Origin of the sequence: Nostoc sp. (assembly GCF_036917935.1) — a bacterium.
Taxonomy (GTDB): Bacteria; Cyanobacteriota; Cyanobacteriia; order Cyanobacteriales; family Nostocaceae; genus Nostoc.
The window spans coordinates 64664-87144 of the sequence record NZ_JBALEL010000063.1 but is presented as its reverse complement, the minus strand read 5'-3'; the positions used below and the strand labels follow the sequence as shown (position 1 = coordinate 87144).

Below are 22481 nucleotides of genomic sequence, written 5' to 3'. Positions count from 1 at the left end.
AATCTGGCTGGGCAGGAATTACAAACTCTCAAAGGGCATAGCAGTACTGTCTATAGTGTCGCCTTCAGCCCCGATGGCAAAACTATTGCCTCTGCTAGTGATGACAACACGGTGAAGTTGTGGAATCTGGCTGGGCAGGAATTACAAACTCTCAAAGGGCATAGCAGTTATGTTAGGGGTGTCGCCTTCAGCCCCGATGGCAAAACTATTGCCTCTGCAAGTTCTGACAAGACGGTGAAGTTGTGGAATCTGGCTGGGCAGGAATTACAAACTCTCAAAGGGCATAGCAGTTCTGTTAGGGGTGTCGCCTTCAGCCCCGATGGCAAAACTATTGCCTCTGCAAGTTCTGACAACACGGTGAAGTTGTGGAATCTGAATTTGGATGATTTAATGGTTAAGGGTTGTGCTTGGGCGGGCGACTATTTGCAAAACAACCCCAATGTGAATGAGCGCGATAAGCATCTATGTGATGATATTGGGACACGCAGGTGATACCATTTTAGATTTTGGATTGGGAATCGCGTTGGTGCGTCTAGCTTGGTGTGAATCCATCTGTCGCAATCATTTTCCAAATTGGTATAGCTAAGTAGATAAACAAAAATATTTACAGCCATTGCGATTACCATGTTTCGCTCGCAATGACAACTAATTACCTGAACTTGGGATAATGCAAGCCTGTATGATTTTATGATGATGGTACGTCACCAAATAGCCCGTCGTTGCGATCGCTCTTGCCCTAATCTAAATAAGACCTCTTGCATAAATAAAAAACAAAGAACCCCACCCCGCATTTGCTAACGCAAACGCTCCCCTCCCCGCTTGCGGGGAGGGGTTGGGGGTGGGGTGTTAGGGACTTTTGCAAGAGGTCTATACAGCATTTCCTTAAATTCCTAGCAAATTAAATTTTGTAATCCCCTGCAATGCCATTGTGTCGCCTAACAATGCCATTACGTCGCCTGACAATGCCATTGTGTCGCCTGACAATGCCAATGCATCGCCTAACAATGCCAATGCATCGCCTAACAATGCCAATGCGTCGCCTAACAATGCCAATGCGTCGCCTGACAATGCCATTGTGTCGGCTAACAATGCCAATGCGTTTCCCTGCATTAAAAACGCTACGCTTTTACGCAAAACTGTAATAAGAAACTGCGTAGGCGTAGACATCGCTGATTCATCACCAATACTACAAATACTTCTGCAACAATAACCCTAACTTTTCCTTCGTCGCCGCTGGTGCTTTATCCAACTGAGTCAAAATCGCATACTGCAACGCCGAATGCGCCTCACTCGGCGGCGGATTTTCACTCAAGCGTCGTACAGTTTCTTGAATCACCTTTTGAGCATTCACAGCATTCCGCAACAAATTGCCAATTACCAATTCTACCGTCACACTGTCATGGTCTGGATGCCAACAATCATAATCTGTCACCAGCGCTAAAGTTGAGTATGCAATTTCCGCTTCCCTTGCCAACTTCGCCTCTGGTAAATTCGTCATGCCAATGATTGTTGCACCCCAACTGCGGTAAAGATTCGATTCCGCCTTAGTAGAAAAAGCTGGCCCTTCCATGCACACATAAGTACCGCCGCGATGGAGAGTAACTTCTGGTAAATTGAGAGATGCGATCGCATCTGCCAACACCACAGCCAAATTCTGACAAATCGGATCGCCAAAGGCAATGTGAGCAACAATTCCCTCACCGAAAAACGTTGAAATTCGATTTTTCGTTCTGTCAATAAACTGATCTGGCACCACCATATCCAGTGGTTTCGCCTCTTCCTTCAAGGAACCCACAGCACTAGCTGAAATTAAATACTTCACACCCAATTGTTTCATCGCATAGATATTAGCGCGAAACGGTAACTCAGAGGGTAAAAGCGTGTGATTGCGGCCATGACGCGCCAAAAAAGCTACCCGTGTACCATCCAAAGTCCCCAGAATCAAAGCATCAGATGGTGAACCAAAAGGAGTCTCGACTCGCACCTCTTCGACATCTTTGAGGGCATCCATTTTGTAAAGACCGCTACCACCTATAATCCCAATACTAACTTGAGCCATGATTCTGAACCTGTTCTTTGCTGATCTGCTCAGTTATTTTATCGAAAAGGGGAGTAGCAGAAAACAAAGCGATATCTAGGATGAGCTACGCGATCACATTTCGTGCCCCTAACATTATCGAATATATTACCCATTAATTATTTGTTCAGGTGCAGAGAAAAGCGATCGCCCAATTATTCGAGCATTAAGTAATAATTTTTAGCAATCAAATTTCCGATAATTTTTCGAGATTAATGGTTATGATTAGCCCTTAAGTCACTTGTCACCATAGTGTATAATCGATGCTTCATGTATACAAATGTTAACTAGACGCACTCCTACACAGGGAAACAAAGCAAGCGTTATACTTTTGGGAAAAGGCTTATTTTAACCCCTGCTTTTAACATTTTCATAAATCAATGACTCTCAATTTTCGCTTTGCGGTAGTCAGCGACTTACACCTGGCACTCCCTCATACAATCTGGGATCATCCCAGCCGATTTCATCTGGTGGAAGTAAGTATCTCAGCATTTAAAAGTGTACTAGAACATTTAACACAACTCGATTTAGATTTCTTGTTGTTACCAGGAGATTTAACCCAACACGGCGAACCAGAGAACCACGCTTGGTTACAACAATGTTTAGCCCAGCTACCTTTTCCCGTCTATGTTGTTCCTGGTAATCATGACGTTCCTGTGCTGTTGGCGGATCGGCAATCAATTGCTTTTCCAGATTTTCCCTACTATTACACGAACTTTGGCTATGACGATCCACAGCAGATTTACTACATTCGTCAGTTATTACCTGGAGTTAAGCTGATTGGACTGAATTCTAACTCTTTTAATGACCAGGGTGAGCTGGTGGGGTGTTTGGATGCCAAACAGCTACGGTGGTTAGAAGAGGTGCTGGCGGCATCTGTTGATGAATTAGTTCTGGTGATGGTGCATCATAATGTGGTGGAGCATTTACCCAATCAATCGAACCATCCACTGGCAAATCGTTATATGTTGGCCAATTCAGCAGAACTGTTGCAGTTGCTGAGGCGCTACGGAGTCAAGCTAGTGTTTACCGGGCATTTGCACGTTCAGGATGTTGCTTACTCAGATGGAGTATATGATATTACCACTGGCTCTTTAGTTAGCTATCCTCACCCTTATCGGGTGCTAGAGTTTCATCGGGATAACCAAGGTAAAGAATCGTTGCAAATTATATCTCATCGCGTTGAGTCAGTGCCTGAGTTCCCCAACTTGCAACAGTCATCAAAGCAGTGGATGGGCGATCGCTCTTTCCCCTTCCTAATCAAGCTACTAACTCACTCTCCATTAAACTTACCATTATCACAGGCAAAAGAATTAGCTCCTGGTTTGCGCGACTTCTGGGCAACTATTGCCGATGGTGATGCGGTGTTAGATTACCCTCATTTTCCCCTAGAAGTGCGGCGCTACATTCAAACATATAGTGCATCACAGCCTAATCCCGGTATCGCCACTAATGGAAATTTGACTCTGATTGATAATAACACCACACTTTTGTTGGATAAGAGTTAGGAATTTGGAGTTAGAAGGTGATTCAGCACGGGCTAAACGCCCCGGTATCGCTAACAGCACTCATAACTGATTTTGGCGACAAATCCCAAATGCTGAGGTATAGGCGTGTAAAAAGGTTCTGCCACCAACAGGGCCGATTTCACCGCCACAGAAAAAGCCACCAACAGGAATATCGTTAAGGTAGCGCTGAAATAGTTCCGAATCGAAGTTGGGTTTACCATAGAGTCCTTCACCTCGTCCCAAACAGGAAAACATCAAGGCAGCTACGGCAGAGGGTTCAGATTCTCGTTCTTGTTGATAACTTTGGAGGAGTAATTCTAAGTCTTCAGCGGAGGCTTGGGCATCGCGTAGGTGGAATTGCAGCCTTTGACCAGGACGGACGCGATCGCCAATTGCGATCGCCCCAGCATTTGGATCGACCCCAAGAATACCACGAATTAAAAAGTCTCCTTGCTGCAAAGCTAACTTAAATTCATCCATTGCCACACCAACAAACAGAGAATGCTGTGCTAACATCCGTTCTTGTTCGCTGAGACTAGCAATCAAATCTCGCAACACCACCAGAGGCACTTTCTCATCTAACTCTAGGATAATATTGCGATCGGCTTTTGTGACTTGCAATGGTTTGCCAATTGGTCGGCATCCTTGGGCTACAATCGTTTCCAAAACAATATTGCCAGTCAAAGCTATGCCAACAGTGCCCTCCCGATAAAGGTTTTGCTGTTCCTCACCATTGGCATCGTTACAAAATAGGGCAACACGACCACCCATACCCCCACCACTAGCCTGTCCACCCACAATTACCGATCCTGGATAAGCAAAATCCAGCCCCTGCAACAAATCGTTGATTCCAGAAGCGAAAGAACTAGACAGCAAGATGAACTGAGGTGTCGGTGATGGTGGCACACCGATCAAATCAAGCCAAGCATCTGGTGAACTGTCTAAGTCAGGTAATTCTTCAGCAACAATATGAAAGACTTGAACCTTCACTCCCGGCAGGTGTGCTAAAGTCAAGCTGATAGCTGGTTCAGCTTCCAATTCTTGGGTTTCTCCGCTAACTGTCGTCCCAATCACACCTCCACCACTACAGCCAATTAGCACAGGTACAGAAAGTTTCTCAGCTAACAAGGGTAACAATCGGGAATACTCACTCGTAAAAGCAGACGAAATGAATACCAGTCCTAGATCCGCAGGTGCTGTTAACGATGAGACAGCTCGTTCCACCACATCTGTAACGGCGGCTTCCAAAGAATGACGGGTTGATAGGGCGTTTGCCCACTGCATTTGGTCTGCCATGAGTTTTGAGCTTCTTTCTCTTTTTGGGCTAGTAGGTTTTGATTTTTTATTTTGGGAAGAATTGCATCCGACAAAAATTAGTGCCAGCCTTTTGTCTCCTCCATCCCAAAAAGCTGGGGTTGTCATTCCCTAATATATGCATCTAAATATATTGTATGATTGTTTATCTATGGTACTGATTGCACAAAATATTAAAAAATAAAGATGAATGCCCTATAAATACGGCAGTTTACTGTATTGGTTATAAATCAATAGGCTAAAGTACTAACTTATTAGCTGAATGGTTAGAATGGTTAGTAATCAAGCTAAAATCTGCCCTTTCGGAAGTTTTTCTATACTAGTATTAACAACACACAACGAGACTAAAGCTAATGACCAACATTCAAGAAACAGCAAAAGGCGACATCCAAGAGAAAATCCAAGAAGAAGTAGAACAAGCGCGTGCTGTCTGTGATATTAACGGTGGCAACTCACCAGAGTGTGCTGCTGCTTGGGATGCAGTAGAAGAATTGCAAGCCGAAGCTTCCCACAAGCGCCAAAGCAAGCCAAAAAACTCTCTAGAACAGTATTGTGATGACAACCCAGATGCAATTGAATGCCGGGTTTACGACGACTAGAAATTGAGGCAACTGGATTTTCTGTTGTTTGGTTAGCAAACAACCAGGATTGACTAAAGAAGACGCCCAGAGTGGGGGACGCGGAAACTTACCAATATCCTCCACTTGCAAGCGTTTTATTTAAAGTCTCTGATTTTAGTCGTGGAAACAAAAAATAAATTCCTTATTTGAATTAAGAGGCTTCTTCCAAAGGGATAAGTTGCGATTTTCATAAATTAAACAACCAATTAATTGGCAGTAGGGGCGTACATCTGTACGCCCCTATAAATTTTTTGTAATACTTGTGACTTCTAGTCATCCGAGGTTCAATAAACTATTATCAAGAAGAATTCAGGATGAATTGGAGTCTGACTGACTCCTGAATAAAAGGGTTTAATAGCCTTGCCTTATTTAGCAGTCTACAATCATGTAGTGGTATAAAACCCCACTTGATTTATTCGGACTCCTGACTTCTTCTTTATCTATTGTTTGAGAAAAAATATGGACTATAATATTTGGTTTCGACCTTTCGTCTGGATTGATTACCGACTGGCAGTATTATTCCTGGTAATTATTCCACTAATTCTTCTGATTTGGGCATTTGTGCAAAAAGTGGAAGGCATACAACGCTTATTAGCTATATACTGGCGAGTATCAAGCTTGGTAGCAATCACGATTTACTTAATGATTGCCCAGTATCCAGTTAGCTTTATCTCTGGGTTGATAGCTCAGATTTTGATCCCGATTTCGCTGTGGTTCTGGGTGGATATCAACGATGAAATTGAGTATCAAACCAGTGGCTCTTTGAAATTTATTTTTACTTCTTGGCGCTGGGCGACAACTGTTTATTGTTTTTTGGGCACACTTGCCTTTATCCCTTTTTTAGGTTGTGCTTTTTCTGGGAATGTGCTGAAGACTCCCTATTGTCGCGTCTGGTTCGAGGCTCCGTTGCTATTCAAAGAATATTTTCATGCTAATAGCAAAGCTGAGTTTTTAGGTTTTCTTGGCATCACTAGTTTAGTAATATATGTGCTTTACTTAAGCTATTTTGTTCTGATTAAGCTAGGCAAGCAGGGACGTTCAGCCACACCACAGTAACCGTCACTGCGCCACCTTATCTCTACTCTTAAAAAAATGAATTCCATTGGCAAGCGACTGGAACAATACACAGCTAAACGCACCAAAGAAGTCCTAATTGTAACGGTGGAAATTGCCGATGAGGAAGATACAATTGCTATTTTCAAAGGCTTTTCCAGTTCTTTGATGCGCCCTACGGCATTTGATGCAGATGTACCTGTTCTACCAGATGGGGGAAACATCCTCAACATTGACCGAGTAGCTAGTCCTTACAATCCTGAAGCACCCCGTTATATTCAACAAGGACTTTCTTGGTCAGCTATGGAAGCTCTATTATTAGAAGTAGGTGTTTAACTAATTACTAATTCGTAATTCGTAATTTTGGTGTAATTAACTAAAATGCCTACTGCTGCTCAAGTAGCAAGTTTGTATCGTATTAGCTATCAACTGACGTATATCATGCTTCAACCCATATACCTCATTTGCGTTGATAATCGGACTCGTAATGTATACATCCTTGCTGGGTATGACGAAGAGATTGAATTCCAAATTTTACCCAACGGAGAATTGTCTGATGAGCCGAATTAATTACGATTCAATGTCTGATGTTGAATTGAAACAGTATTTTCTCAAGCATCGCGGCGATCAAGCTGCTTTTCAAGCATACTTGGACAGGATTAATCAGCGTCCGCGTCGGATTATTGCAAGCCCGAACGATCCCGATTTTGATGAGAAGGTTCAAGCAGCGATTCGCCAAAAGCTAGAAGCAGCAAGAAGCAGTAGTCAGCAGGCTAACACTGCGTTGGAGCCGACTGACCAAGAGTGAATAGTTAGACCGCTCAATCCTTGGCAGAGGCGGAACCAGACAGTTATCAGTAGGTATTCAAAATTTAACAGCCCAAAAGATGCTTGTTTTTATTTATTTGTCTTCGTAGTTCCCCTGCATCCAATTTCCTAGTTCTTCATGAGAAATAAGAGTATTTTGTTCTCCACGCAAAGAGAGGTTATATTCTTGAATAATTAAATTTTTAAGTATTTCCTCATTTGCAGAGTTAATTCCCATTGCTTTAACATAAGTGTCTCTAGCTTCAGCAAATTGACCTAACATATTATAAGTTGTCCCTCTTAAAACTAGGGCTTGTTCATATAAGGGGTTTAACTCTATAGCTTTATTGAGGGAGTTTAGCGCATCCGTCAGAAGGCTTCGATCAAAGCCTGCTATGCGTAGTTTTGAGCAAGCTAAACAGTAGCGGAGTTCAGGATTAGCGGGGTTGAGTTTGATTGCAAAATTAAAATCATCTATTGATTTAGCAACTAAATTCTCAGAATTTTCAGGATTAAGCTGGTCAAGTTGGAAGTAAGCTATTCCTCTTCTGTGAAAAAGCCTGTAATTATACTTTAGAGGCGGATATAAATCAATTGCTTTACTTGTGTACTCTATGATAGCTTGATAGTTTTTTCTTTCAAAGCTCTCTGTTGCAAGCTTGACTAGGAATGAAGCTAATTTACGCTGTTCCTGAATAGACTTTAAGAAGAAATTGATGGCTGCACTATAATTCCCAAGTTCATGTTCTCTGTAACCATTAGTAAACATATCACCTTTATCAAAAGGTATGTCAAAGTCTCTAAGAAAGTCTCTATGATAGATAATTTTGCTAGAATTGACATTATCAACAACATAATATCCAAACGGTTGTTGTGAGTTAATTTTGTTGATTGTGTTTATGATTCCAGATAAAAATAATCCTACTTCAAAATGGTTTTGTTGAGCCTTAAAAAAATACCAAGTAATTGAATGAGAATCTTTTAGATGATACCAATATCCTTGACCAATAACACACAAAACATCTATTAACGGGTCATCTCCAAAATTGGCATCGTATTCAGCATACCTTTCAAATTCAGATTTTTCCTTTAAATCAGTATTATAAGCAAAATATACAGTTATTGTTTTTCTAGGAGCTAATCGCTTAAGCTGCCTCAACTTTTTGAATTTTTCTATTGTTTCTTTAATCTGCGAAGCATTTGACGTCGTTTTTATCTCAAACACGTAAAAGCAACTTTCAACTGGATAACATCCCTCAGACTCGCTAAATAAAATTGGAGGAATAGATGCCTTGTTATAAATTAATAAATCGATTTCTGAAGAAGTTTCACCTAGATAATCAATTACTTCTCCACTTCCCAAATCCCAACCAAATGGAAGATAACTTTGTAGTAATCTATCAAGGCTACTTTCTCGAAAAGCTCCTCGCAAGCCTTTGTGTTTAATATGCTCTATCTCATCTGAAGTAGATATTAAACGCTTTATGTCTGCTTCAATTCTTGTCTTATATACGGGATGAACCATGATTAATTCTATAATTAGTTCTCAATTGCAGTCTGAAACTGTCTTAACTCAGTGACGCTGCGCGAACAATTTTGAATAATTATTATTGTAACTTTTAAATTTAAAAAATGTCCCGTTCTGGATACACACTTCCTGTCTTTGCCTGTGCTGCTGCTATTGCAGCTTTACATTGGTTACGCGATCGCCAACCCCTAACTTTAGCATCTGTAGATTTGATTGAACCCGCTCAAATCGCCGAAATCCCCATTGAACAGGTAGCAGGATTATCTGAGAATATGGCTTTAGCCATCACCCGCAGCGATCCTGGTGATAATCTTGATTTGACTAAAGATACACCGATTTGGGCATTGGTGGAATGGCGAGAACAGGGTGATGATGCAGTAATTATTAAAGGTGGGGAAGGGATTGGTAGGCAATTAAACGCTGATGACAAGCCGGCTATTTATGCTTACGCTCAAAGGCTGTTGCAAGAGAATTTGCAACGAATGCTAGCACCAGGGGAAAAAATCAGGGTGACGATTATTCTACCTGAAGGGCGATCGCTTGCTGTTCGGACTTCAAATTCTGCTTTTGGTGTGGTTGAAGGACTTTCGCTTTTAGGCACAACTGGTATTTCTCAACCCTTAAGTACGCCAGATCAGCTTGCAGTTTTTCGGGCAGAATTACAAAATAAAGCCAGTCGTTTTGAGAGTTTAGTATTTTGCATTGGGGAGAATGGCCTAGATTTGGCGCGTAAACTAGGGATTAATCCTGAACAATTGGTCAAAACTGCTAACTGGCTCGGCCCAATGTTAGTAGAAGCTGATGTACTAGGTGTGAAAGAAATCTTATTATTTGGCTATCACGGTAAGCTGATGAAACTAGCCGGAGGGATTTTTCATACTCATCACTACTTAGCTGATGGACGGCGGGAAATTTTGGCCGCGCACTGTGCGATCGCAGGTTTAAAATTACCAGATATTCAAGCTGTGTTTAATAGTGCTACCGCTGAAGCAGCACTAACATACTTACGATCGCTAGATGCTGCAACTGGTAGTGATTGGGTAAATCAAGTTTACACTGCGATCGCCGAAACCATCGATGTTCGTTCCCAAGAATACATCCAAAGCCATAGCGAAAAGGGCACAGCAGTTACAGTCTGTGGCTCTATTCTCTTTGATCGCGATCGCAAAATTATCGTGAAGAGTAAAACTGCTGGTCTGTTGATGGGAAAATTATGTTAATTTATTATGAATAATCGTAAACAATCCCAATAAATAATCCTTTAAGTAACCAATCTCGGGTAAGTTTATCGTTTTAATACCATCTCCGACTCAGGGACTAGACAAACGCACATAAAGTCGCGTTTGTAAAGGATCTCTATACCATTATCAGCCTACCCAGGCTGATAATAGCATCACCATAGACCACAAAGCATCTATCTATCCTTAACAGATATAACACTCCCGTCATGAATACAGCGGTGACTCTACCAACAGAACAAGCGCCCCAAACATTGGAAAATTTTGGGAGACTTGATCGCCAATTAATTGTAATTCTGGACTTTGGCTCTCAATATTCTGAGCTGATTGCCCGTCGCATCCGCGAGACTCAAGTATACTCGGAAGTTTTATCCTATCGCACTACTTCTGAACATTTGCGCCAACTGAATCCTAAGGGAATCATCCTCTCTGGTGGCCCAAGTTCGGTTTATGGTGATAACGCTCCCCATTGTGACTCAGAAATCTGGAATTTGGGAATACCCGTCTTGGGTGTTTGCTATGGGATGCAGCTGATGGTAAACCAACTCGGTGGGGAAGTGGCAAAGGCCCAGCGAGGTGAATACGGCAAAGCATCATTATATATTGATGATCCCACAGATTTGCTCACTAATGTCGAAGATGGTACTACCATGTGGATGAGTCATGGAGACTCAGTTACCCAAATGCCATCAGGGTTTGAATTGCTGGCACATACAGAAAATACTCCCTGTGCTGCCATTGCCGACCACGAAAGGAAACTTTATGGCGTTCAGTTTCATCCAGAGGTGGTACATTCCGTTGGCGGCATAGCATTAATCCGTAATTTTGTCTACCATATCTGCGATTGCGAACCTACTTGGACAACAGCGGCTTTCGTCGAAGAGGCAATTCGAGAAATTCGCGCCAGAGTTGGCCAGAAGCGGGTGCTGTTGGCGCTGTCTGGGGGAGTGGATTCTTCTACCTTGGCCTTCTTGCTGTATAAAGCGATTGGTGAGCAACTGACTTGCGTGTTTATCGATCAAGGCTTTATGCGAAAGTATGAGCCAGAGCGATTAGTAAAGCTGTTTCAAGAGCAGTTTCACATTCCTGTAGAGTATGTTAACGCCCGCGATCGCTTTTTAGCTAGAGTTGCTGATATCACAGATCCTGAAGAAAAACGCCGCCGCATTGGACACGAATTTATCAGTGTATTTGAGGAAACATCCAAGCGCCTCGGTCAGTTTGACTATCTGGCTCAAGGGACTCTTTATCCAGATGTGATCGAATCTGCTGACACCAACGTTGATCCCCAAACTGGTGAGCGGGTAGCGGTGAAAATTAAGAGTCATCACAATGTTGGCGGTTTGCCCAAAGACCTAAGATTTAAATTGGTCGAACCACTGCGGAAACTATTTAAAGATGAAGTCCGCAAACTTGGACGTTCCATTGGTTTACCAGAAGAAATTGTTCAACGGCAACCTTTTCCTGGGCCTGGTTTAGCAATTCGCATTCTGGGGGAAGTGACATCTGAGCGGTTAAACATTTTGCGCGACGCCGATTTGATTGTGCGGCAAGAAATTAACCAACGCGGCATGTATCATGACTTCTGGCAAGCGTTTGCTGTATTGCTGCCAATTCGTAGTGTTGGCGTTATGGGGGATCAACGTACTTACGCTTACCCGATTGTTTTGCGGATTGTTACCAGTGAAGATGGCATGACTGCTGATTGGGCGAGAGTGCCTTATGATGTCCTAGAAGTGATTTCCACTCGAATTGTGAATGAGGTGAAAGGGGTGAATCGGGTGGTTTATGACATCACCTCTAAGCCGCCTGGAACCATTGAATGGGAGTAATCAAGTTTTGAGTTGACTTAACTAAAAGCTGATTACTTTTTGCTATGGTTCAGATTAATTGCAGGAGTTTAGATTCACATCCAGCAGTTTGGAAGTTAATAGTCAGGTATAAAGCCTAGTTTTCTTCTGCTGTATTTAAAAATGACAATGCCGACGTGACTCCTTTTAAGCCTCGGTATTGTCTATTTTTTTGACTTTCGGTTTATTCAAGTCCTGTATTAAACAAACCACCATCGCGTAGCGTCTGTCTGCGACACGCTGTTCGCGTTCGTAGATAAGTACGCCAAGGAGAAGGAGTAATCATTAAGTACAAGCTTACGGAGAATTGCTATTACTATAGCTGTAGTCAGATATGTTAGGACATTGAAATAACTGGGTTTATACTCAGCACGGACTAAACCCTAGCTATCCGCTAACAGCACTTTGCGATACTTTTAATTTTTAAAAGCCTTTATCAAAATCTAAACCTGTTCGTAATAAAGCATTCAGTAATTAGCAAGATTATTCTTGAACTCCAACTATTCGTTAAAGTTAATTTTTAAATGTAAAGGAATTTCAACACCAACATAATTTTATCCAGTCAATAACTATAAATGCCAGCGAATAATTAACTATCAATTGGATGGTGACTAGACAAATTGAGTTATTTTCTAGGAAAATCGCCGCGATCGCAGTAAAATGACCAATGGTATGGTGACAGAGAAAAAAACAAGCAGCTGATTAGAAATACATTTCATTTGATCAACGTTAATGGAGATGTTATGGAACCTGCTCTTCCCCTTGCTGGCTTAAACATCCTCGTAGTTGATGATGATGAAGATAGCCGCTTTTACATTACTACCGTGTTGGAAGCTGATGGAGCCACCATTATGGCAGTTGCATCGGCAGCGGTAGCATTGAAAGTATTACCTGAGTTGCAACTAGATGTCTTGATTTGTGATATTGCTATGCCTGATGAAGATGGCTACACCCTCATCCGCAAGATCCGGGCGCTGAAGCCTGATATTTATGCAAAACTTCCCGCGATCGCCTTAACTGCTTATGGTGATAGCGAGTATCGTAGCCGCGCTCTGGAAGCGGGTTTTCAGACTCATGTGGCTAAACCAGTTGATCCAGGAGAACTAGTTGCGATCGTCGCAGATTTGGTGGCTTCTTATAAGAATTAACACAAATATGCAGTTATTTGTCGGTCGTTATTTGTTACTTTCCTGATCATATTTTTTAAACGAAGAAATCAAGGTTATAGAACATCACTTTGGATAAGGTATTGGTTTGTGAAAAAAATCTTGGTACTAACACAATATTCTTGGGTTCAGCCTTGATCCCCCCTAACCCTCCTTTTTAATGAGGGAATTAGAGCAAGCGTTTTTAAGGGGAACCAGCATAGTATAGGGCGTGATTTAGAATTGCCGAGACTACTTTGCTCCAGTTTCAAAGCTAATTTGCTCAGACTTATACGCTGGTGGCTCGACGTGAATTAAAATTCTCACTGGACGGAACCGTTCTTCTAATCGGCTTTCTACTTCTTCGGTGATTTGGTGGGCGGTTTCTACGTCTGGTGCATCCACTATTAAATGCATTTCAATGAACACTTGACGACCAAGAACGCCGCGAGAAGCGATCGCATGACAGTTAATTACACCTGGAACAGAAGTAGCGATCGCATGTATTGCTTCTGGTGCGATCGCCATTTGATCCACAAGCCAAGGTAAATTCTCTTTTAAAACTGACCAGCCACTCCAAAATACCAACAAGGCGACAGGAAAAGCTAACACCAAATCCATCCATTGATAACCGAGCCAAACTCCTATCAAACCAGCAATTACAGAGATTGTCACCCAAATATCGCTCATGGTATGTGTCGCATCAGCGATGAGAATTGAGCTACCTACTCGCTTACCCACAGCACGTTCATAAAACGCCACAAAAATATTCACGCCCAACACAATTAGTAATAACCACAACTCAGGTGGCGATATTATTATTGGTTCAGCACCACCTTTGAGAATTCGTTTGATTGCTCCTTGCAGAATTTCAAAACAGGCTATTCCTAAAAATGAGGCAATTCCTAGAGCGCCTACCGCTTCAAACTTGCTGTGTCCGTAGGGATGTTCGCGATCGGGTTGTGGAGAAGAAAATTTACTCGCAATTAATCCTAAAACGTTGTTGGCGCTATCTGTCACACTGTGCAAGGCATCAGCTAGCAAACTCAAAGAACCTGTCCAGTAACCTACAAGTGCTTTTAATCCCAATACAAACAGGTTGAGCAATAGGGTAATAATTAAAACCTTTCGTACTTCGGCGCGGTTATCGTAAGTCATAGATAATTTATCACATCAAGTTCTATGACTTCTAATGTAGACCTCAAAATACAAATAAACACAAATCAAGTGTGTCAAAGTCTTACGCAGTAAGGATTAAGTCTCTCTATAGTCTCTATGTTTTAGATCGATTTATTGAGATTCTTTTTAACTAACAGCAGCTACAAGCTGTATAGCCATTATTAATAGGTTTATAAATAACCGCGTATTTTTAGCATTAATTTCAGTAATATTTTAATTAACTTTGTTATTAATGCATCAACTGAGGTCATATCGAATTGTATTCAAAGATATTATGACGACCATCAGCGATCTGTATTTACTCTAAATAACCCATCGGCTTAATGAGTGTTATTTACTGCCTGATAAGGATAAGGAAGCTCATGGTTTATTCAGAAAATGGTCAAAATTTGAGGAGCGAAATCTGACTCTTTCCACCTCAGATGTCCATGCGACACCAACCAAATAGCTGTTATCCTACTGCGGCCACGCTTGCAACGCTATCTCCACAACCCGCAGTAGTTCCGTTCGGGTGGCTCCGGTCGCCGCCAGGACTGACATTCCACAATTGACCGTCACGACAAAACGGGCCAGAGCGGCTGGATCGCAATTAGCTGGTAAGTCCCCCTCCGAAATCGCCTGCTCGAAACGCTTACGCAGGGAGGCTTCACTTGATTCTCGGCGTGCGGACAATTCCTGCCGGATCGGATCGGCTGGATCTCCGCATGAAAGCGTGCCATGAACCCAGAGACATCCCGGTGGATTGCGCGGATCGGTTCCCAAGTCAACGGCCCCGTACATCATCCGCTCGGCGACCTGGCGCGCGGTCGGCTCTTCGAGAGCCTCACGAAGATAGGCTGATGGCCCGTCGGCATAGCGATCCAGCACTTTGCGGAATAGAGATTCCTTGTTGCCAAAGGCGGCGTAGAGGCTAGGGCGATTAATGCCCATAGCTTCGGTCAAATCCGAGAGGGACGTGCCCAGATAGCCCTTGCGCCAGAAGACATGCATTGCACGATTGAGCGCGTCATCGGTATCGAACTCGCGGGGCCGTCCCATCGGCGCAGTGGTTTTTTCCTGTTTCATACTCATCAGTATAATAGTTTCTTGACAGGCTTGCCCCCATGCCTTATATCTATCCCATGCGATACAAAATTGTCATGACAAAAGAATACTATGAGCAACAAAAAACTTACAGGTAAGGTGGCATTGGTAACAGGCGGGTCACGCGGTCTAGGGGCGGCGATCGCTAAACGTCTCGCGTAGGATGGGGCAGCCGTTGCCCTCACCTACACTAGTAGTCTGTCAAATTCATTTTGACGGTTAGAGAGACGCGATAAATCGCCGTCTCTACAAGGAATTTATCCGTCAATTAGTTATTGACAGACCACTAGTGGTCTTTGAAGAAGACACCGGGAACTATGAGAGTGAGATTCAGACCCCTTCTTCCGGTAATATAAGTACTTATCAAGAAGTTTTAATAAAAAAAATATGTCTTCAATTCCTCTAACATTGAACTTAATTGAAGGTTCAGTCTCCTTCAGTTTTTCACCCCAAGCAGCACGAGAATTAAAGACAGCGACAGATCAACTGATGGAACGCCTGAAAGCGATCGCCGCTAAACCCACTCCTGGCGGTGGTAGAGTCACTCCCCAGCCTCCCCTGGAATATCGTTATACGGGTGAAGTATTTTTAGAAATTTTTTGTAATCCTAATATCTGGCCAACGCCCTTTGCAGCCAAAGTTTTGCTGACTGTCCGCAACGTCAACATCCGCTTGACTACTGAAGCTGAACTTACTCGGATCATTGAAGATATTAATCAGTATTTAGAGCAAGTAGGATAATAGTTCATCCGATTTTTCTGTGCTTTTCGAGATTTTTTCAGAAAAAAGACTATACAAATTTTTAATTTTGTGAAGGTTCAGCCAGTTGCTGGCGGAGGTTCCCTTTGTTGTCGCAACTGGTGTCGGTTAGCCCGACTTAGCAAACTTTTCAAGACAGATTTTGGCTTTGAACAGCAAGCAGGTTATCGCTTACTTGAGGGAAGCGATGCAATAAATTGCGAGTCAAAAGTGAAGTTCCTACACTTCCATCGGATCAATGTAGGAACTTCACAGAATCTACATACTAAACTCAAGCTGTGACACCAGATGTACAGAAAAAATGGTTCTGATGCCTTCTTTAACTTGAAAATTTGTATAAATTCAGACTCAAATGCTTCTGTGTTAATCAAAAACGTAAGATTCTATATAGGGCAATGGTGATCAAAAACCAGAGATTATTCCCCAGATTGGGCGTTGAATCATTGATGGTGACATCCACACATCAAAAATAAGCTCCCAATCCTAAATCCGAAATCAAACATTGATTAGTCGTTGTCCCACTGTTCACGACCAATTAGGTCGCCAATGCGATCGCGTAACAAAAAGTCACATTTCTCTAATTCACATTCAACGCAAACCCACTCTCTCGCTGGAATGTATTGGCAGAGGCTATATATTGGCTGTTGTCGGCTAACCATTCCCTTTTGCACCAGTCGGCGTGCTTCGTCTTGAATCACATCTAGAGAGTAGTAATTGATAGAAGGCACCGTATTCACACTCATGTTTTTTACTCACAAATTAACACTTACGATAGTGTTCCCGTTAATAATTAGGAACAAACATTACAGAAATTAGACTTGTGGCTAGGATTTTGTAGTTTGCTATACGGAACTATTTTTATTTTGACGCTACATCTCCTGAAATTATCTCAAGAAATGTTAAGAAAGTCAACGAATCCTGACATTTATCGCAAATCCGCTTTACAAAAAAAATTCCGAGTAGTTAACTTAACCTGCTTATGTAGCTGTATGACTTTGATGCCACAAGTCTGAAAGTCTTGCCATTACTGTCTTAAGGCAAGATTTGGTGGGTGGGAAGAGTTTATATCGCGATGGCTTACATATCAAATAATCACCTTAAAGCTGGATCTATAACTGCTGGTATTCATCTAAGGTAAACAACACAATAATATTTGTCAGTTACTAGGGTATAAACTGTTGCAAAACATAACGGCTAAAGTATACTACGAAGGCTTTTATCCTGGCATCTGTTAACAATTTCTTAAGTAAGACTGTAATTTCTTAGTTAATTTCAGCACTAATATCATCCAGTTTTCTTTTGAGAAATATCTGTAAAAGGGTGGAGTAATACTCTAATTCGTAATCAGGACACACATAAACAGGAGTCAGAATACAGAATTGCTGAAGATTCCACCCATCAAGCAATGGAGTTTTAGCAAGGAAGAATATTTAAACCTTGTTTCGCTCACAACGAAGAGAAATGTCTTGTGGGGGTTCCCTGTTGTGGCAACTTCTCCCTTCTCTGACACTCCGCGTTCGGATCGCGTCTCGTAGAGAAGGCGCTAGCCTCTTCTAAAGATAGAAGGGGAGACGCAAAGCACAAAGGTAGTATCACCCAGTCATACAGAATTTATACTGAATTCTGAATTCTTCTTGAGAAACAAAAAGCGTATATATACAACTAGCGATCGCTGAATGAGGTTATGTTTACATTAAAACAGACGCGAGCTAGTCACGTCTGTAAACTGTTTGGCGGATTTGCTGAGATTAATTGTTCTGAAGTTACATTGTTGTTTTAGTTACTTATTCGGAGAATTCCTGATCATTTTGAACAGTGCTGTCTTCTACTGCTACTAGACTTTCGGGCGGGCGATCGTGATTAAGTTGGTTTAGTAGTGCCAATACTTTATTACCGCGTTCTATAGAACGATCTTCGAGAAATATCACCTCTGGTGTACGACGTAGCCGTACCCGCGCCCCAAGTTCGCTGCGGACATAACCTGTGGCCGACTTTAAGCCTGCCATTGTTTCTACCTTAGCTTCATCTGTTCCATAAATGCTGACGTAGATTTTGGCGTGTTGGAGATCGCCAGAAACATCAACATCAGTCACACTAACCATTCCAGTACCCACACGGTCATCCTTAATGCCGTTGAGCAGCATTTGGCTAACTTCCCGTTTGATCAGTTCAGCAACGCGGGAAACCCGACGATTTGTAGCCATAAAAATTTCGCCTCATCACAGAGGTTGTACGACAAAAATAGATGCAATTTGGGTAGACAGTACTTAGCGGGAGCAACGCCAAGAGCAACCGTCTGTGGGGCACAGCCCCGATATAACGCTAGTCTAGATTGTACTCAAGCCCAACATTGCCCGTAGGGTGAGAGTCAGGAAGACTAGGCTGCTCACAAATAAACCCAAGATGGCGATCAAGGTGACAGGGCGCTTCAACAATGGCACTAATGGCGCAAAGGTGTTCAGAAACAAGCCTAAGACGATACTAATTAAGTACCGGGGGTAGCGAAAGACGTTATCCCAAAATCCGTCAAACATCTGAATGTAAACTGCCTTGTTATATACTTACGTTTGTTTTGATATGCTTTATCTACTCAATTGTAATATATGCGGCTGGAAAATTAGCTAGTTAATCTAAAATTTGGCTTGTCGGTTATATTTGCTTTATTTAGTCATAATTATTTTCAGTTAAATTGTAAGTAAATGGTAATTCAAGTCTCGAAGGAAACTAGCCCACGTCCATTTTTGAAGTGGGCAGGGGGTAAAAGTCGGTTAATACAGCAATATATTCCTTATTTTCCCAAGAGTTATAAAAATTACTATGAGCCATTTTTAGGTGGTGGTGCAGTTTTTTTCTATCTCCAACCAAGTGCAGCGATTTTAACTGATATTAATGCCGAACTAATTAACACTTATTGTTGTGTTAGAGATCATGTTGAGGAATTAATTTTTATATTGAAAGAGCATAAAATCCAACATGATAAAGATTATTACTATAGTGTCAGAAACAACTCTAGTGGTACTGATATAGAAAAAGCGGCTCGTCTAATTTATCTTAATAAGACTTGTTTTAATGGTCTTTATCGAGTCAACTCACAGGGGAAATTCAATGTGCCATTAGGCAGATATAAAAATCCCAATATTTGTGCTGAGGTTTTACTAAAAGCAGCCTCAGAAGCACTTTCTACATCTAAAATTAAACAAACAGATTTTGCTGATGTGCTAAATTATGCCACAAGCAGTGATGATTTTATTTATTTTGACCCACCATACTATCCTGTAAGTGAAACTAGCTATTTTACGGCTTACAGTAGGTATCGCTTTGCTGAAGAGCAACAAGTTCAACTCAAAGATGTATTTGAAAAATTAGCTGAACGTGGAGTTAAAGTCATGCTATCTAATTCAGATTGTGAATTTATTCGCAACCTTTACAGGAGTTTCAATATCTATACTATATCGGCATCTAGGGCAATTAATTCCAATGCTAAAAAGCGCGGAAAAATTACAGAATTACTAGTAACTTCATATTAAAGATTATTGTTAGACCAGGCAATGAATGAACTTAAATTATGAACTGAGAGAAGATTTTGATTGAAACCAACTTGTTTGCCTAACCACGATACAGCTTGCGGTTTCATACCTCCACCATCAATTAATACGACTGCTTGTGCAGGATAGCAATTTTGAATATTCAAGTTAAGGTAAGGAAGTTTTTCATCGACTGATCCACTACTTTGCTGCCATTTACACTCAATAATCAGCCCGGAAGAAACGGATGTAGCACCAATAATGTAAAAGTCTACATATATATAGCTTCCATAAATTCCTGCTCCGATATAAACCTGCCTAGCATATCGTTTTGGTATAGTATTTGAGCTTAAAAGACATCCAAGGCGCTGTTTCTTTGGTAAACCAAAACCCACTTGGACATATCCATGACCCAGTAAAGTCCCTTCTACAGTTTTTTCCAAAACATTGCCAGAAGTCACTGCTCTTGCACCTTGAGTCATCTTTATCCTGATTATCTTCAAAAGGTTTCCTGATTTTAGGATTCCCTGGAAGCAACAGTAAATGCTAGGTTATATAAATTTTTGATTTTGGATACACAAGTCTAGATTCATTCGGTGTAAAGAAGGAAAAAGTTAGTAATTTTGTACTAAACAAATACAAATGTATTAATAATTTGGATTAGGAAGGAGTTACTAATTTAGGTAATAGTTAAAATAATGGATTTATCTTTAGTCTCAAAGACCAACTATTGCAAGCGACTACGCCATTTTTCTGGGTCTTGGGAACAGTGGAAAACAGCGTAGATAATAATCTCCTGTTCATTAAACTCGTAAAAAACGACGTAGGGAAAACGCCTGACTGTAGCGCGGCGATAGGTTTCATGAACAATCTGGTATGTGTTGGGGTGACGCTGAATTAAATTCAGGCAGGCATCAATACATCGTAGGAACTCAGCACCTAACCCAAATTCGCGCCCCTGGTACCAGTCATAAGCTTCAATAATGTCCAGTTCTGCGGCTGTAAGGATAGTTAAGTTTCTAGCCATGCCGTAGAGATATTCTTGCTTTTACATCTTCCCAACTGTTGCCAATGGCTGGGTTTTGCAGATATTCGGCTTTGCGACGGGCTAGTTCTTGTTTGTGCCAATCTAAAACTGGGAGTGCTGCTGGTGTAGTGCCAATCTCATCCCATAAGTCTTCTACCAGTTGGAGTTTTTCCGCTCTCGAAAGACTAGAGAGTTCGGGAAATACTGGGTTCATGGTTTTCTCTGATTTTATTCATCTTCATTATTACACTCCCAAACCGCCATATTCATAACAACATTTTTAATAACTGGAATTGAGCTTGGATAAATTTTAGTTATTTCGCCTTGACTTCAACCCGTCTGTGCCTCAGTATGACCGTTGCGGATAGACCATGCTATTTCTAAAAGTTGAGTCCAGCGCTTTTGTAGCTGTTTGGGGGTGCATTTGATGGTTTTAGCGATCGCCTGGTCGTTTTCCCGTGCAGTTTTTAACTGTAATATTTCCTGTTGCTGTTCTGTGAGTTGATTCACAAAGATTTCCCACTGCTGGGAAGATAAACCCAATTTTTGCTCTAAACCCGCGCCTAACCATTGATGTACCAATTGCCAGTGGTGTTGTTTGGCAAACTTTTCTACGTGGTACTTAAAGCGTTGTTGGAGATAATCGCGCTGACGGCTGGTTAAACCGAGAATTTGGTCAATTTCTGGGGCTGAGAGGTCTTGAAGTTTCAAGCTGAGGTAATTCATACAATCAGATTGTCCTTGAGACTCCAGGTATTTCATCAATTCAGTGATGACGCGATCGCGTTCTGACTCTTCTGATGGATCGAAATTAGTTTGGGCAATCATTTGCGATCGCAGCTGTTGCACCGCCGAGTTACGCTGGTAAGATTCTGCTTCTTCACCCTTAGCAGATTCTACCGCCATTTCAATATCCACGGTCGTTTCTTGGGGCTGACGACGAGCAAAACCTTGGGCCCGCAAGATAATTAGTTGCTGATTTGCACCACCAGGTAAATTGATCCGGCGTTTGGCGTATTGTTCTGTAAAAGCCATGTATTCAGCTAATTGCAGTTGAGTACGCGGCGTGTGATCGTTAGGTAGTTCGTTTTCTCTGCGAAAAGCTTTGATCGCTTCAATATAAAATGCTTGTAAAAAATCTTCAATCAGGCTGTAACGAGCATCAAAGCCCAACTCCGAGCCGGACATAGTTACATGACGGTAAACCATAGCACCCAAATTGCTATGTAATTCCACCCGCCCTTGTTTGGAACCTAGTTGGTAGTAACGTAAGCACTTTTGCATCCGATGTCTTCCCAACGTCATCTGCCAGGATTTGATTTCCCCAGATGTTTGGATACGGGAGCTTTTATCGCAAATGCGTTCTACTTCTACGGCTATGCGCTTTGCTAAAGCTTCTACGCACTTGGGTGTTGCTTTCACTTGCGCTTGCATTTCCTCAGACAGCAATTGAATCAAAGTAGCGCTGCTGCTATCAGAAAATTCTTCAGTCGAAACGTGGTTCTCAAAAATAGGTGTAGAATTTGGTAGATTGACGACGTTAGCTTTCATGACTTTTCCAGGTAGTAGTATTGCACCGTAATTACAACGCAGACACAGCAATCAAGACATTCCTTGGCTTGTGAATCTTTGGGCATTCATCCATCAAGACTTGCCGCATATAATGCTCACATCTAAAGCTCATATATAAAACTATAGGAAATACGAAAGAGTTACAGTTATGGCAATGTGTCGGTTTTTTCACAAGCCACCATATTGACGCTGGGACA

The 22481-nt window shown here is 41.9% G+C and carries 25 protein-coding genes and 1 pseudogene; 13 read left to right on the top strand and 13 right to left on the bottom strand.

Annotated features, from left to right (window positions below; genetic code table 11):
• Positions 1 to 492, top strand: a 492-nt coding sequence (locus tag V7K62_RS28150; protein WP_334870001.1) for a WD40 repeat domain-containing protein, incomplete at its 5' end; no start/stop codon positions are given.
• 390 nt (positions 493 to 882) lie between these two features.
• On the opposite strand, the gene V7K62_RS28145 is transcribed toward V7K62_RS28150, so the two are convergent.
• Together V7K62_RS28145 and V7K62_RS28140 are read right to left on the bottom strand one after the other, a co-directional pair.
• Positions 883 to 1167: a hypothetical protein gene (locus V7K62_RS28145; protein ID WP_334869998.1), complete on the bottom strand. Its 285-nt coding sequence runs from the start codon at positions 1165 to 1167 to the stop codon at positions 883 to 885.
• A 19-nt stretch (positions 1168 to 1186) separates the two neighbouring features.
• Positions 1187 to 2059 (bottom strand): S-methyl-5'-thioadenosine phosphorylase, encoded by an 873-nt coding sequence (locus V7K62_RS28140; protein ID WP_334869996.1) that lies wholly within the window; start codon positions 2057 to 2059, stop codon positions 1187 to 1189.
• Positions 2060 to 2457: 398 nt separating this feature from the next.
• On the opposite strand from V7K62_RS28140, the gene V7K62_RS28135 reads away from it, so the two are divergent.
• Entirely contained in the window at positions 2458 to 3585 is a 1128-nt protein-coding gene (locus tag V7K62_RS28135; protein WP_334869994.1) for a metallophosphoesterase family protein, read from the top strand.
• Positions 3586 to 3645: 60 nt separating this feature from the next.
• On the opposite strand, the gene V7K62_RS28130 is transcribed toward V7K62_RS28135, so the two are convergent.
• Entirely contained in the window at positions 3646 to 4881 is a 1236-nt protein-coding gene (locus V7K62_RS28130) for an FIST signal transduction protein (protein WP_334869992.1), read from the bottom strand.
• Between the two features lie 371 nt (positions 4882 to 5252).
• Between V7K62_RS28130 and V7K62_RS28125 the strand changes: the two genes are divergently transcribed.
• The 5 genes from V7K62_RS28125 to V7K62_RS28105 all read left to right on the top strand — a co-directional run bounded on the left by V7K62_RS28125 (position 5253) and on the right by V7K62_RS28105 (position 7380).
• A complete protein-coding gene (locus V7K62_RS28125) occupies positions 5253 to 5498 on the top strand; it encodes a Calvin cycle protein CP12 (protein ID WP_334869990.1) in 246 nt (81 codons plus the stop codon).
• Positions 5499 to 5978: 480 nt separating this feature from the next.
• Complete coding sequence (locus V7K62_RS28120) at positions 5979 to 6575, top strand: DUF3177 family protein (RefSeq protein ID WP_334869988.1); 597 nt, start codon at positions 5979 to 5981, stop codon at positions 6573 to 6575.
• A 36-nt stretch (positions 6576 to 6611) separates the two neighbouring features.
• On the top strand, positions 6612 to 6908 hold the full coding sequence (locus V7K62_RS28115) for a DUF7734 family protein (protein ID WP_334869986.1): 297 nt from the start codon (positions 6612 to 6614) through the stop codon (positions 6906 to 6908).
• Between the two features lie 45 nt (positions 6909 to 6953).
• Positions 6954 to 7142 carry a DUF6888 family protein gene (locus V7K62_RS28110; protein ID WP_099099501.1) on the top strand — a complete coding sequence of 63 codons (189 nt, stop codon included), beginning with the start codon at positions 6954 to 6956 and terminating at the stop codon, positions 7140 to 7142.
• The gene (locus V7K62_RS28105) at positions 7129 to 7380 is read left to right on the top strand and encodes a DUF6887 family protein (RefSeq protein ID WP_334869984.1); all 252 of its coding nucleotides are present in this window, start codon (positions 7129 to 7131) and stop codon (positions 7378 to 7380) included. The genes V7K62_RS28110 and V7K62_RS28105 overlap by 14 nt, the downstream gene beginning before the upstream one ends.
• 93 nt (positions 7381 to 7473) lie before the next feature.
• Here V7K62_RS28105 and V7K62_RS28100 read toward each other — a convergent pair whose 3' ends face one another.
• The gene (locus V7K62_RS28100) at positions 7474 to 8904 is read right to left on the bottom strand and encodes a DUF6602 domain-containing protein (protein WP_334869982.1); all 1431 of its coding nucleotides are present in this window, start codon (positions 8902 to 8904) and stop codon (positions 7474 to 7476) included.
• A gap of 107 nt (positions 8905 to 9011) precedes the next feature.
• On the opposite strand from V7K62_RS28100, the gene cbiD reads away from it, so the two are divergent.
• The 3 genes from cbiD (at position 9012) to V7K62_RS28085 (ending at position 13143) form a co-directional block, all read left to right on the top strand.
• Positions 9012 to 10127, top strand: coding sequence for a cobalt-precorrin-5B (C(1))-methyltransferase CbiD (gene cbiD, locus V7K62_RS28095; protein WP_334869980.1), 1116 nt, complete (start codon positions 9012 to 9014; stop codon positions 10125 to 10127).
• Between the two features lie 227 nt (positions 10128 to 10354).
• Complete coding sequence (gene guaA / locus V7K62_RS28090) at positions 10355 to 11977, top strand: glutamine-hydrolyzing GMP synthase (protein WP_334869978.1); 1623 nt, start codon at positions 10355 to 10357, stop codon at positions 11975 to 11977.
• Between the two features lie 761 nt (positions 11978 to 12738).
• The gene (locus V7K62_RS28085) at positions 12739 to 13143 is read left to right on the top strand and encodes a response regulator (protein ID WP_334869976.1); all 405 of its coding nucleotides are present in this window, start codon (positions 12739 to 12741) and stop codon (positions 13141 to 13143) included.
• Positions 13144 to 13392: 249 nt separating this feature from the next.
• On the opposite strand, the gene V7K62_RS28080 is transcribed toward V7K62_RS28085, so the two are convergent.
• Both V7K62_RS28080 and V7K62_RS28075 read right to left on the bottom strand, forming a co-directional pair.
• The gene (locus tag V7K62_RS28080) at positions 13393 to 14298 is read right to left on the bottom strand and encodes a cation diffusion facilitator family transporter (RefSeq protein ID WP_334869974.1); all 906 of its coding nucleotides are present in this window, start codon (positions 14296 to 14298) and stop codon (positions 13393 to 13395) included.
• A 477-nt stretch (positions 14299 to 14775) separates the two neighbouring features.
• Positions 14776 to 15384 carry a TetR/AcrR family transcriptional regulator gene (locus V7K62_RS28075; RefSeq protein ID WP_334869972.1) on the bottom strand — a complete coding sequence of 203 codons (609 nt, stop codon included), beginning with the start codon at positions 15382 to 15384 and terminating at the stop codon, positions 14776 to 14778.
• A 90-nt stretch (positions 15385 to 15474) separates the two neighbouring features.
• Between V7K62_RS28075 and V7K62_RS28070 the strand changes: the two are divergent.
• A pseudogene (locus V7K62_RS28070) lies at positions 15475 to 15561 on the top strand (oxidoreductase); the annotation flags it as partial.
• A 228-nt stretch (positions 15562 to 15789) separates the two neighbouring features.
• The gene (locus V7K62_RS28065) at positions 15790 to 16143 is read left to right on the top strand and encodes a hypothetical protein (RefSeq protein WP_094347158.1); all 354 of its coding nucleotides are present in this window, start codon (positions 15790 to 15792) and stop codon (positions 16141 to 16143) included.
• Positions 16144 to 16667: 524 nt separating this feature from the next.
• Here V7K62_RS28065 and V7K62_RS28060 read toward each other — a convergent pair.
• The 3 genes from V7K62_RS28060 to V7K62_RS28050 form a co-directional block, all read right to left on the bottom strand.
• Positions 16668 to 16904, bottom strand: coding sequence for a DUF4327 family protein (locus V7K62_RS28060; protein ID WP_094347157.1), 237 nt, complete (start codon positions 16902 to 16904; stop codon positions 16668 to 16670).
• Positions 16905 to 17945: 1041 nt separating this feature from the next.
• Positions 17946 to 18365 carry a 30S ribosome-binding factor RbfA gene (rbfA, locus tag V7K62_RS28055; protein WP_334869970.1) on the bottom strand — a complete coding sequence of 140 codons (420 nt, stop codon included), beginning with the start codon at positions 18363 to 18365 and terminating at the stop codon, positions 17946 to 17948.
• Between the two features lie 123 nt (positions 18366 to 18488).
• On the bottom strand, positions 18489 to 18695 hold the full coding sequence (locus tag V7K62_RS28050; protein WP_190731327.1) for a DUF751 family protein: 207 nt from the start codon (positions 18693 to 18695) through the stop codon (positions 18489 to 18491).
• A gap of 165 nt (positions 18696 to 18860) precedes the next feature.
• Here V7K62_RS28050 and V7K62_RS28045 point away from each other — a divergent pair, with 165 nt between their 5' ends.
• Complete coding sequence (locus tag V7K62_RS28045) at positions 18861 to 19688, top strand: DNA adenine methylase (protein ID WP_334869968.1); 828 nt, start codon at positions 18861 to 18863, stop codon at positions 19686 to 19688.
• On the opposite strand, the gene V7K62_RS28040 is transcribed toward V7K62_RS28045, so the two are convergent.
• From V7K62_RS28040 to V7K62_RS28025, 4 genes are all read right to left on the bottom strand, one after another.
• Positions 19685 to 20167, bottom strand: a complete 483-nt coding sequence (locus V7K62_RS28040; protein WP_334869965.1) for a PD-(D/E)XK nuclease superfamily protein — start codon at positions 20165 to 20167, stop codon at positions 19685 to 19687. The two genes, V7K62_RS28045 and V7K62_RS28040, sit on opposite strands and share 4 nt — an antisense overlap.
• A gap of 245 nt (positions 20168 to 20412) precedes the next feature.
• Positions 20413 to 20712: a type II toxin-antitoxin system RelE/ParE family toxin gene (locus V7K62_RS28035; RefSeq protein ID WP_334869963.1), complete on the bottom strand. Its 300-nt coding sequence runs from the start codon at positions 20710 to 20712 to the stop codon at positions 20413 to 20415.
• On the bottom strand, positions 20705 to 20926 hold the full coding sequence (locus V7K62_RS28030; protein ID WP_334869961.1) for an addiction module protein: 222 nt from the start codon (positions 20924 to 20926) through the stop codon (positions 20705 to 20707). The genes V7K62_RS28035 and V7K62_RS28030 overlap by 8 nt, the downstream gene beginning before the upstream one ends.
• A 116-nt stretch (positions 20927 to 21042) precedes the next feature.
• Entirely contained in the window at positions 21043 to 22263 is a 1221-nt protein-coding gene (locus V7K62_RS28025) for a HetZ-related protein (RefSeq protein WP_334869959.1), read from the bottom strand.
• Positions 22264 to 22481: the final 218 nt, after the last annotated feature.

Coding starts and splice junctions, on each gene's coding strand:
- cbiD (WP_334869980.1), top strand. CDS start 9,012: ATGTCCCGTTCTGGATACACACTTCCTGTCTTTGCCTGTGCTGCTGCT.
- V7K62_RS28100 (WP_334869982.1), bottom strand. CDS start 8,904: ATGGTTCATCCCGTATATAAGACAAGAATTGAAGCAGACATAAAGCGT.
- rbfA (WP_334869970.1), bottom strand. CDS start 18,365: ATGGCTACAAATCGTCGGGTTTCCCGCGTTGCTGAACTGATCAAACGG.
- V7K62_RS28105 (WP_334869984.1), top strand. CDS start 7,129: ATGAGCCGAATTAATTACGATTCAATGTCTGATGTTGAATTGAAACAG.
- V7K62_RS28130 (WP_334869992.1), bottom strand. CDS start 4,881: ATGGCAGACCAAATGCAGTGGGCAAACGCCCTATCAACCCGTCATTCT.
- V7K62_RS28040 (WP_334869965.1), bottom strand. CDS start 20,167: ATGACTCAAGGTGCAAGAGCAGTGACTTCTGGCAATGTTTTGGAAAAA.
- V7K62_RS28140 (WP_334869996.1), bottom strand. CDS start 2,059: ATGGCTCAAGTTAGTATTGGGATTATAGGTGGTAGCGGTCTTTACAAA.
- V7K62_RS28075 (WP_334869972.1), bottom strand. CDS start 15,384: ATGAAACAGGAAAAAACCACTGCGCCGATGGGACGGCCCCGCGAGTTC.
- V7K62_RS28125 (WP_334869990.1), top strand. CDS start 5,253: ATGACCAACATTCAAGAAACAGCAAAAGGCGACATCCAAGAGAAAATC.
- V7K62_RS28085 (WP_334869976.1), top strand. CDS start 12,739: ATGGAACCTGCTCTTCCCCTTGCTGGCTTAAACATCCTCGTAGTTGAT.
- V7K62_RS28110 (WP_099099501.1), top strand. CDS start 6,954: ATGCCTACTGCTGCTCAAGTAGCAAGTTTGTATCGTATTAGCTATCAA.
- V7K62_RS28025 (WP_334869959.1), bottom strand. CDS start 22,263: ATGAAAGCTAACGTCGTCAATCTACCAAATTCTACACCTATTTTTGAG.
- guaA (WP_334869978.1), top strand. CDS start 10,355: ATGAATACAGCGGTGACTCTACCAACAGAACAAGCGCCCCAAACATTG.
- V7K62_RS28030 (WP_334869961.1), bottom strand. CDS start 20,926: ATGAACCCAGTATTTCCCGAACTCTCTAGTCTTTCGAGAGCGGAAAAA.
- V7K62_RS28065 (WP_094347158.1), top strand. CDS start 15,790: ATGTCTTCAATTCCTCTAACATTGAACTTAATTGAAGGTTCAGTCTCC.
- V7K62_RS28115 (WP_334869986.1), top strand. CDS start 6,612: ATGAATTCCATTGGCAAGCGACTGGAACAATACACAGCTAAACGCACC.
- V7K62_RS28120 (WP_334869988.1), top strand. CDS start 5,979: ATGGACTATAATATTTGGTTTCGACCTTTCGTCTGGATTGATTACCGA.
- V7K62_RS28145 (WP_334869998.1), bottom strand. CDS start 1,167: ATGTCTACGCCTACGCAGTTTCTTATTACAGTTTTGCGTAAAAGCGTA.
- V7K62_RS28135 (WP_334869994.1), top strand. CDS start 2,458: ATGACTCTCAATTTTCGCTTTGCGGTAGTCAGCGACTTACACCTGGCA.
- V7K62_RS28045 (WP_334869968.1), top strand. CDS start 18,861: ATGGTAATTCAAGTCTCGAAGGAAACTAGCCCACGTCCATTTTTGAAG.
- V7K62_RS28035 (WP_334869963.1), bottom strand. CDS start 20,712: ATGGCTAGAAACTTAACTATCCTTACAGCCGCAGAACTGGACATTATT.
- V7K62_RS28080 (WP_334869974.1), bottom strand. CDS start 14,298: ATGACTTACGATAACCGCGCCGAAGTACGAAAGGTTTTAATTATTACC.
- V7K62_RS28050 (WP_190731327.1), bottom strand. CDS start 18,695: ATGTTTGACGGATTTTGGGATAACGTCTTTCGCTACCCCCGGTACTTA.
- V7K62_RS28060 (WP_094347157.1), bottom strand. CDS start 16,904: ATGAGTGTGAATACGGTGCCTTCTATCAATTACTACTCTCTAGATGTG.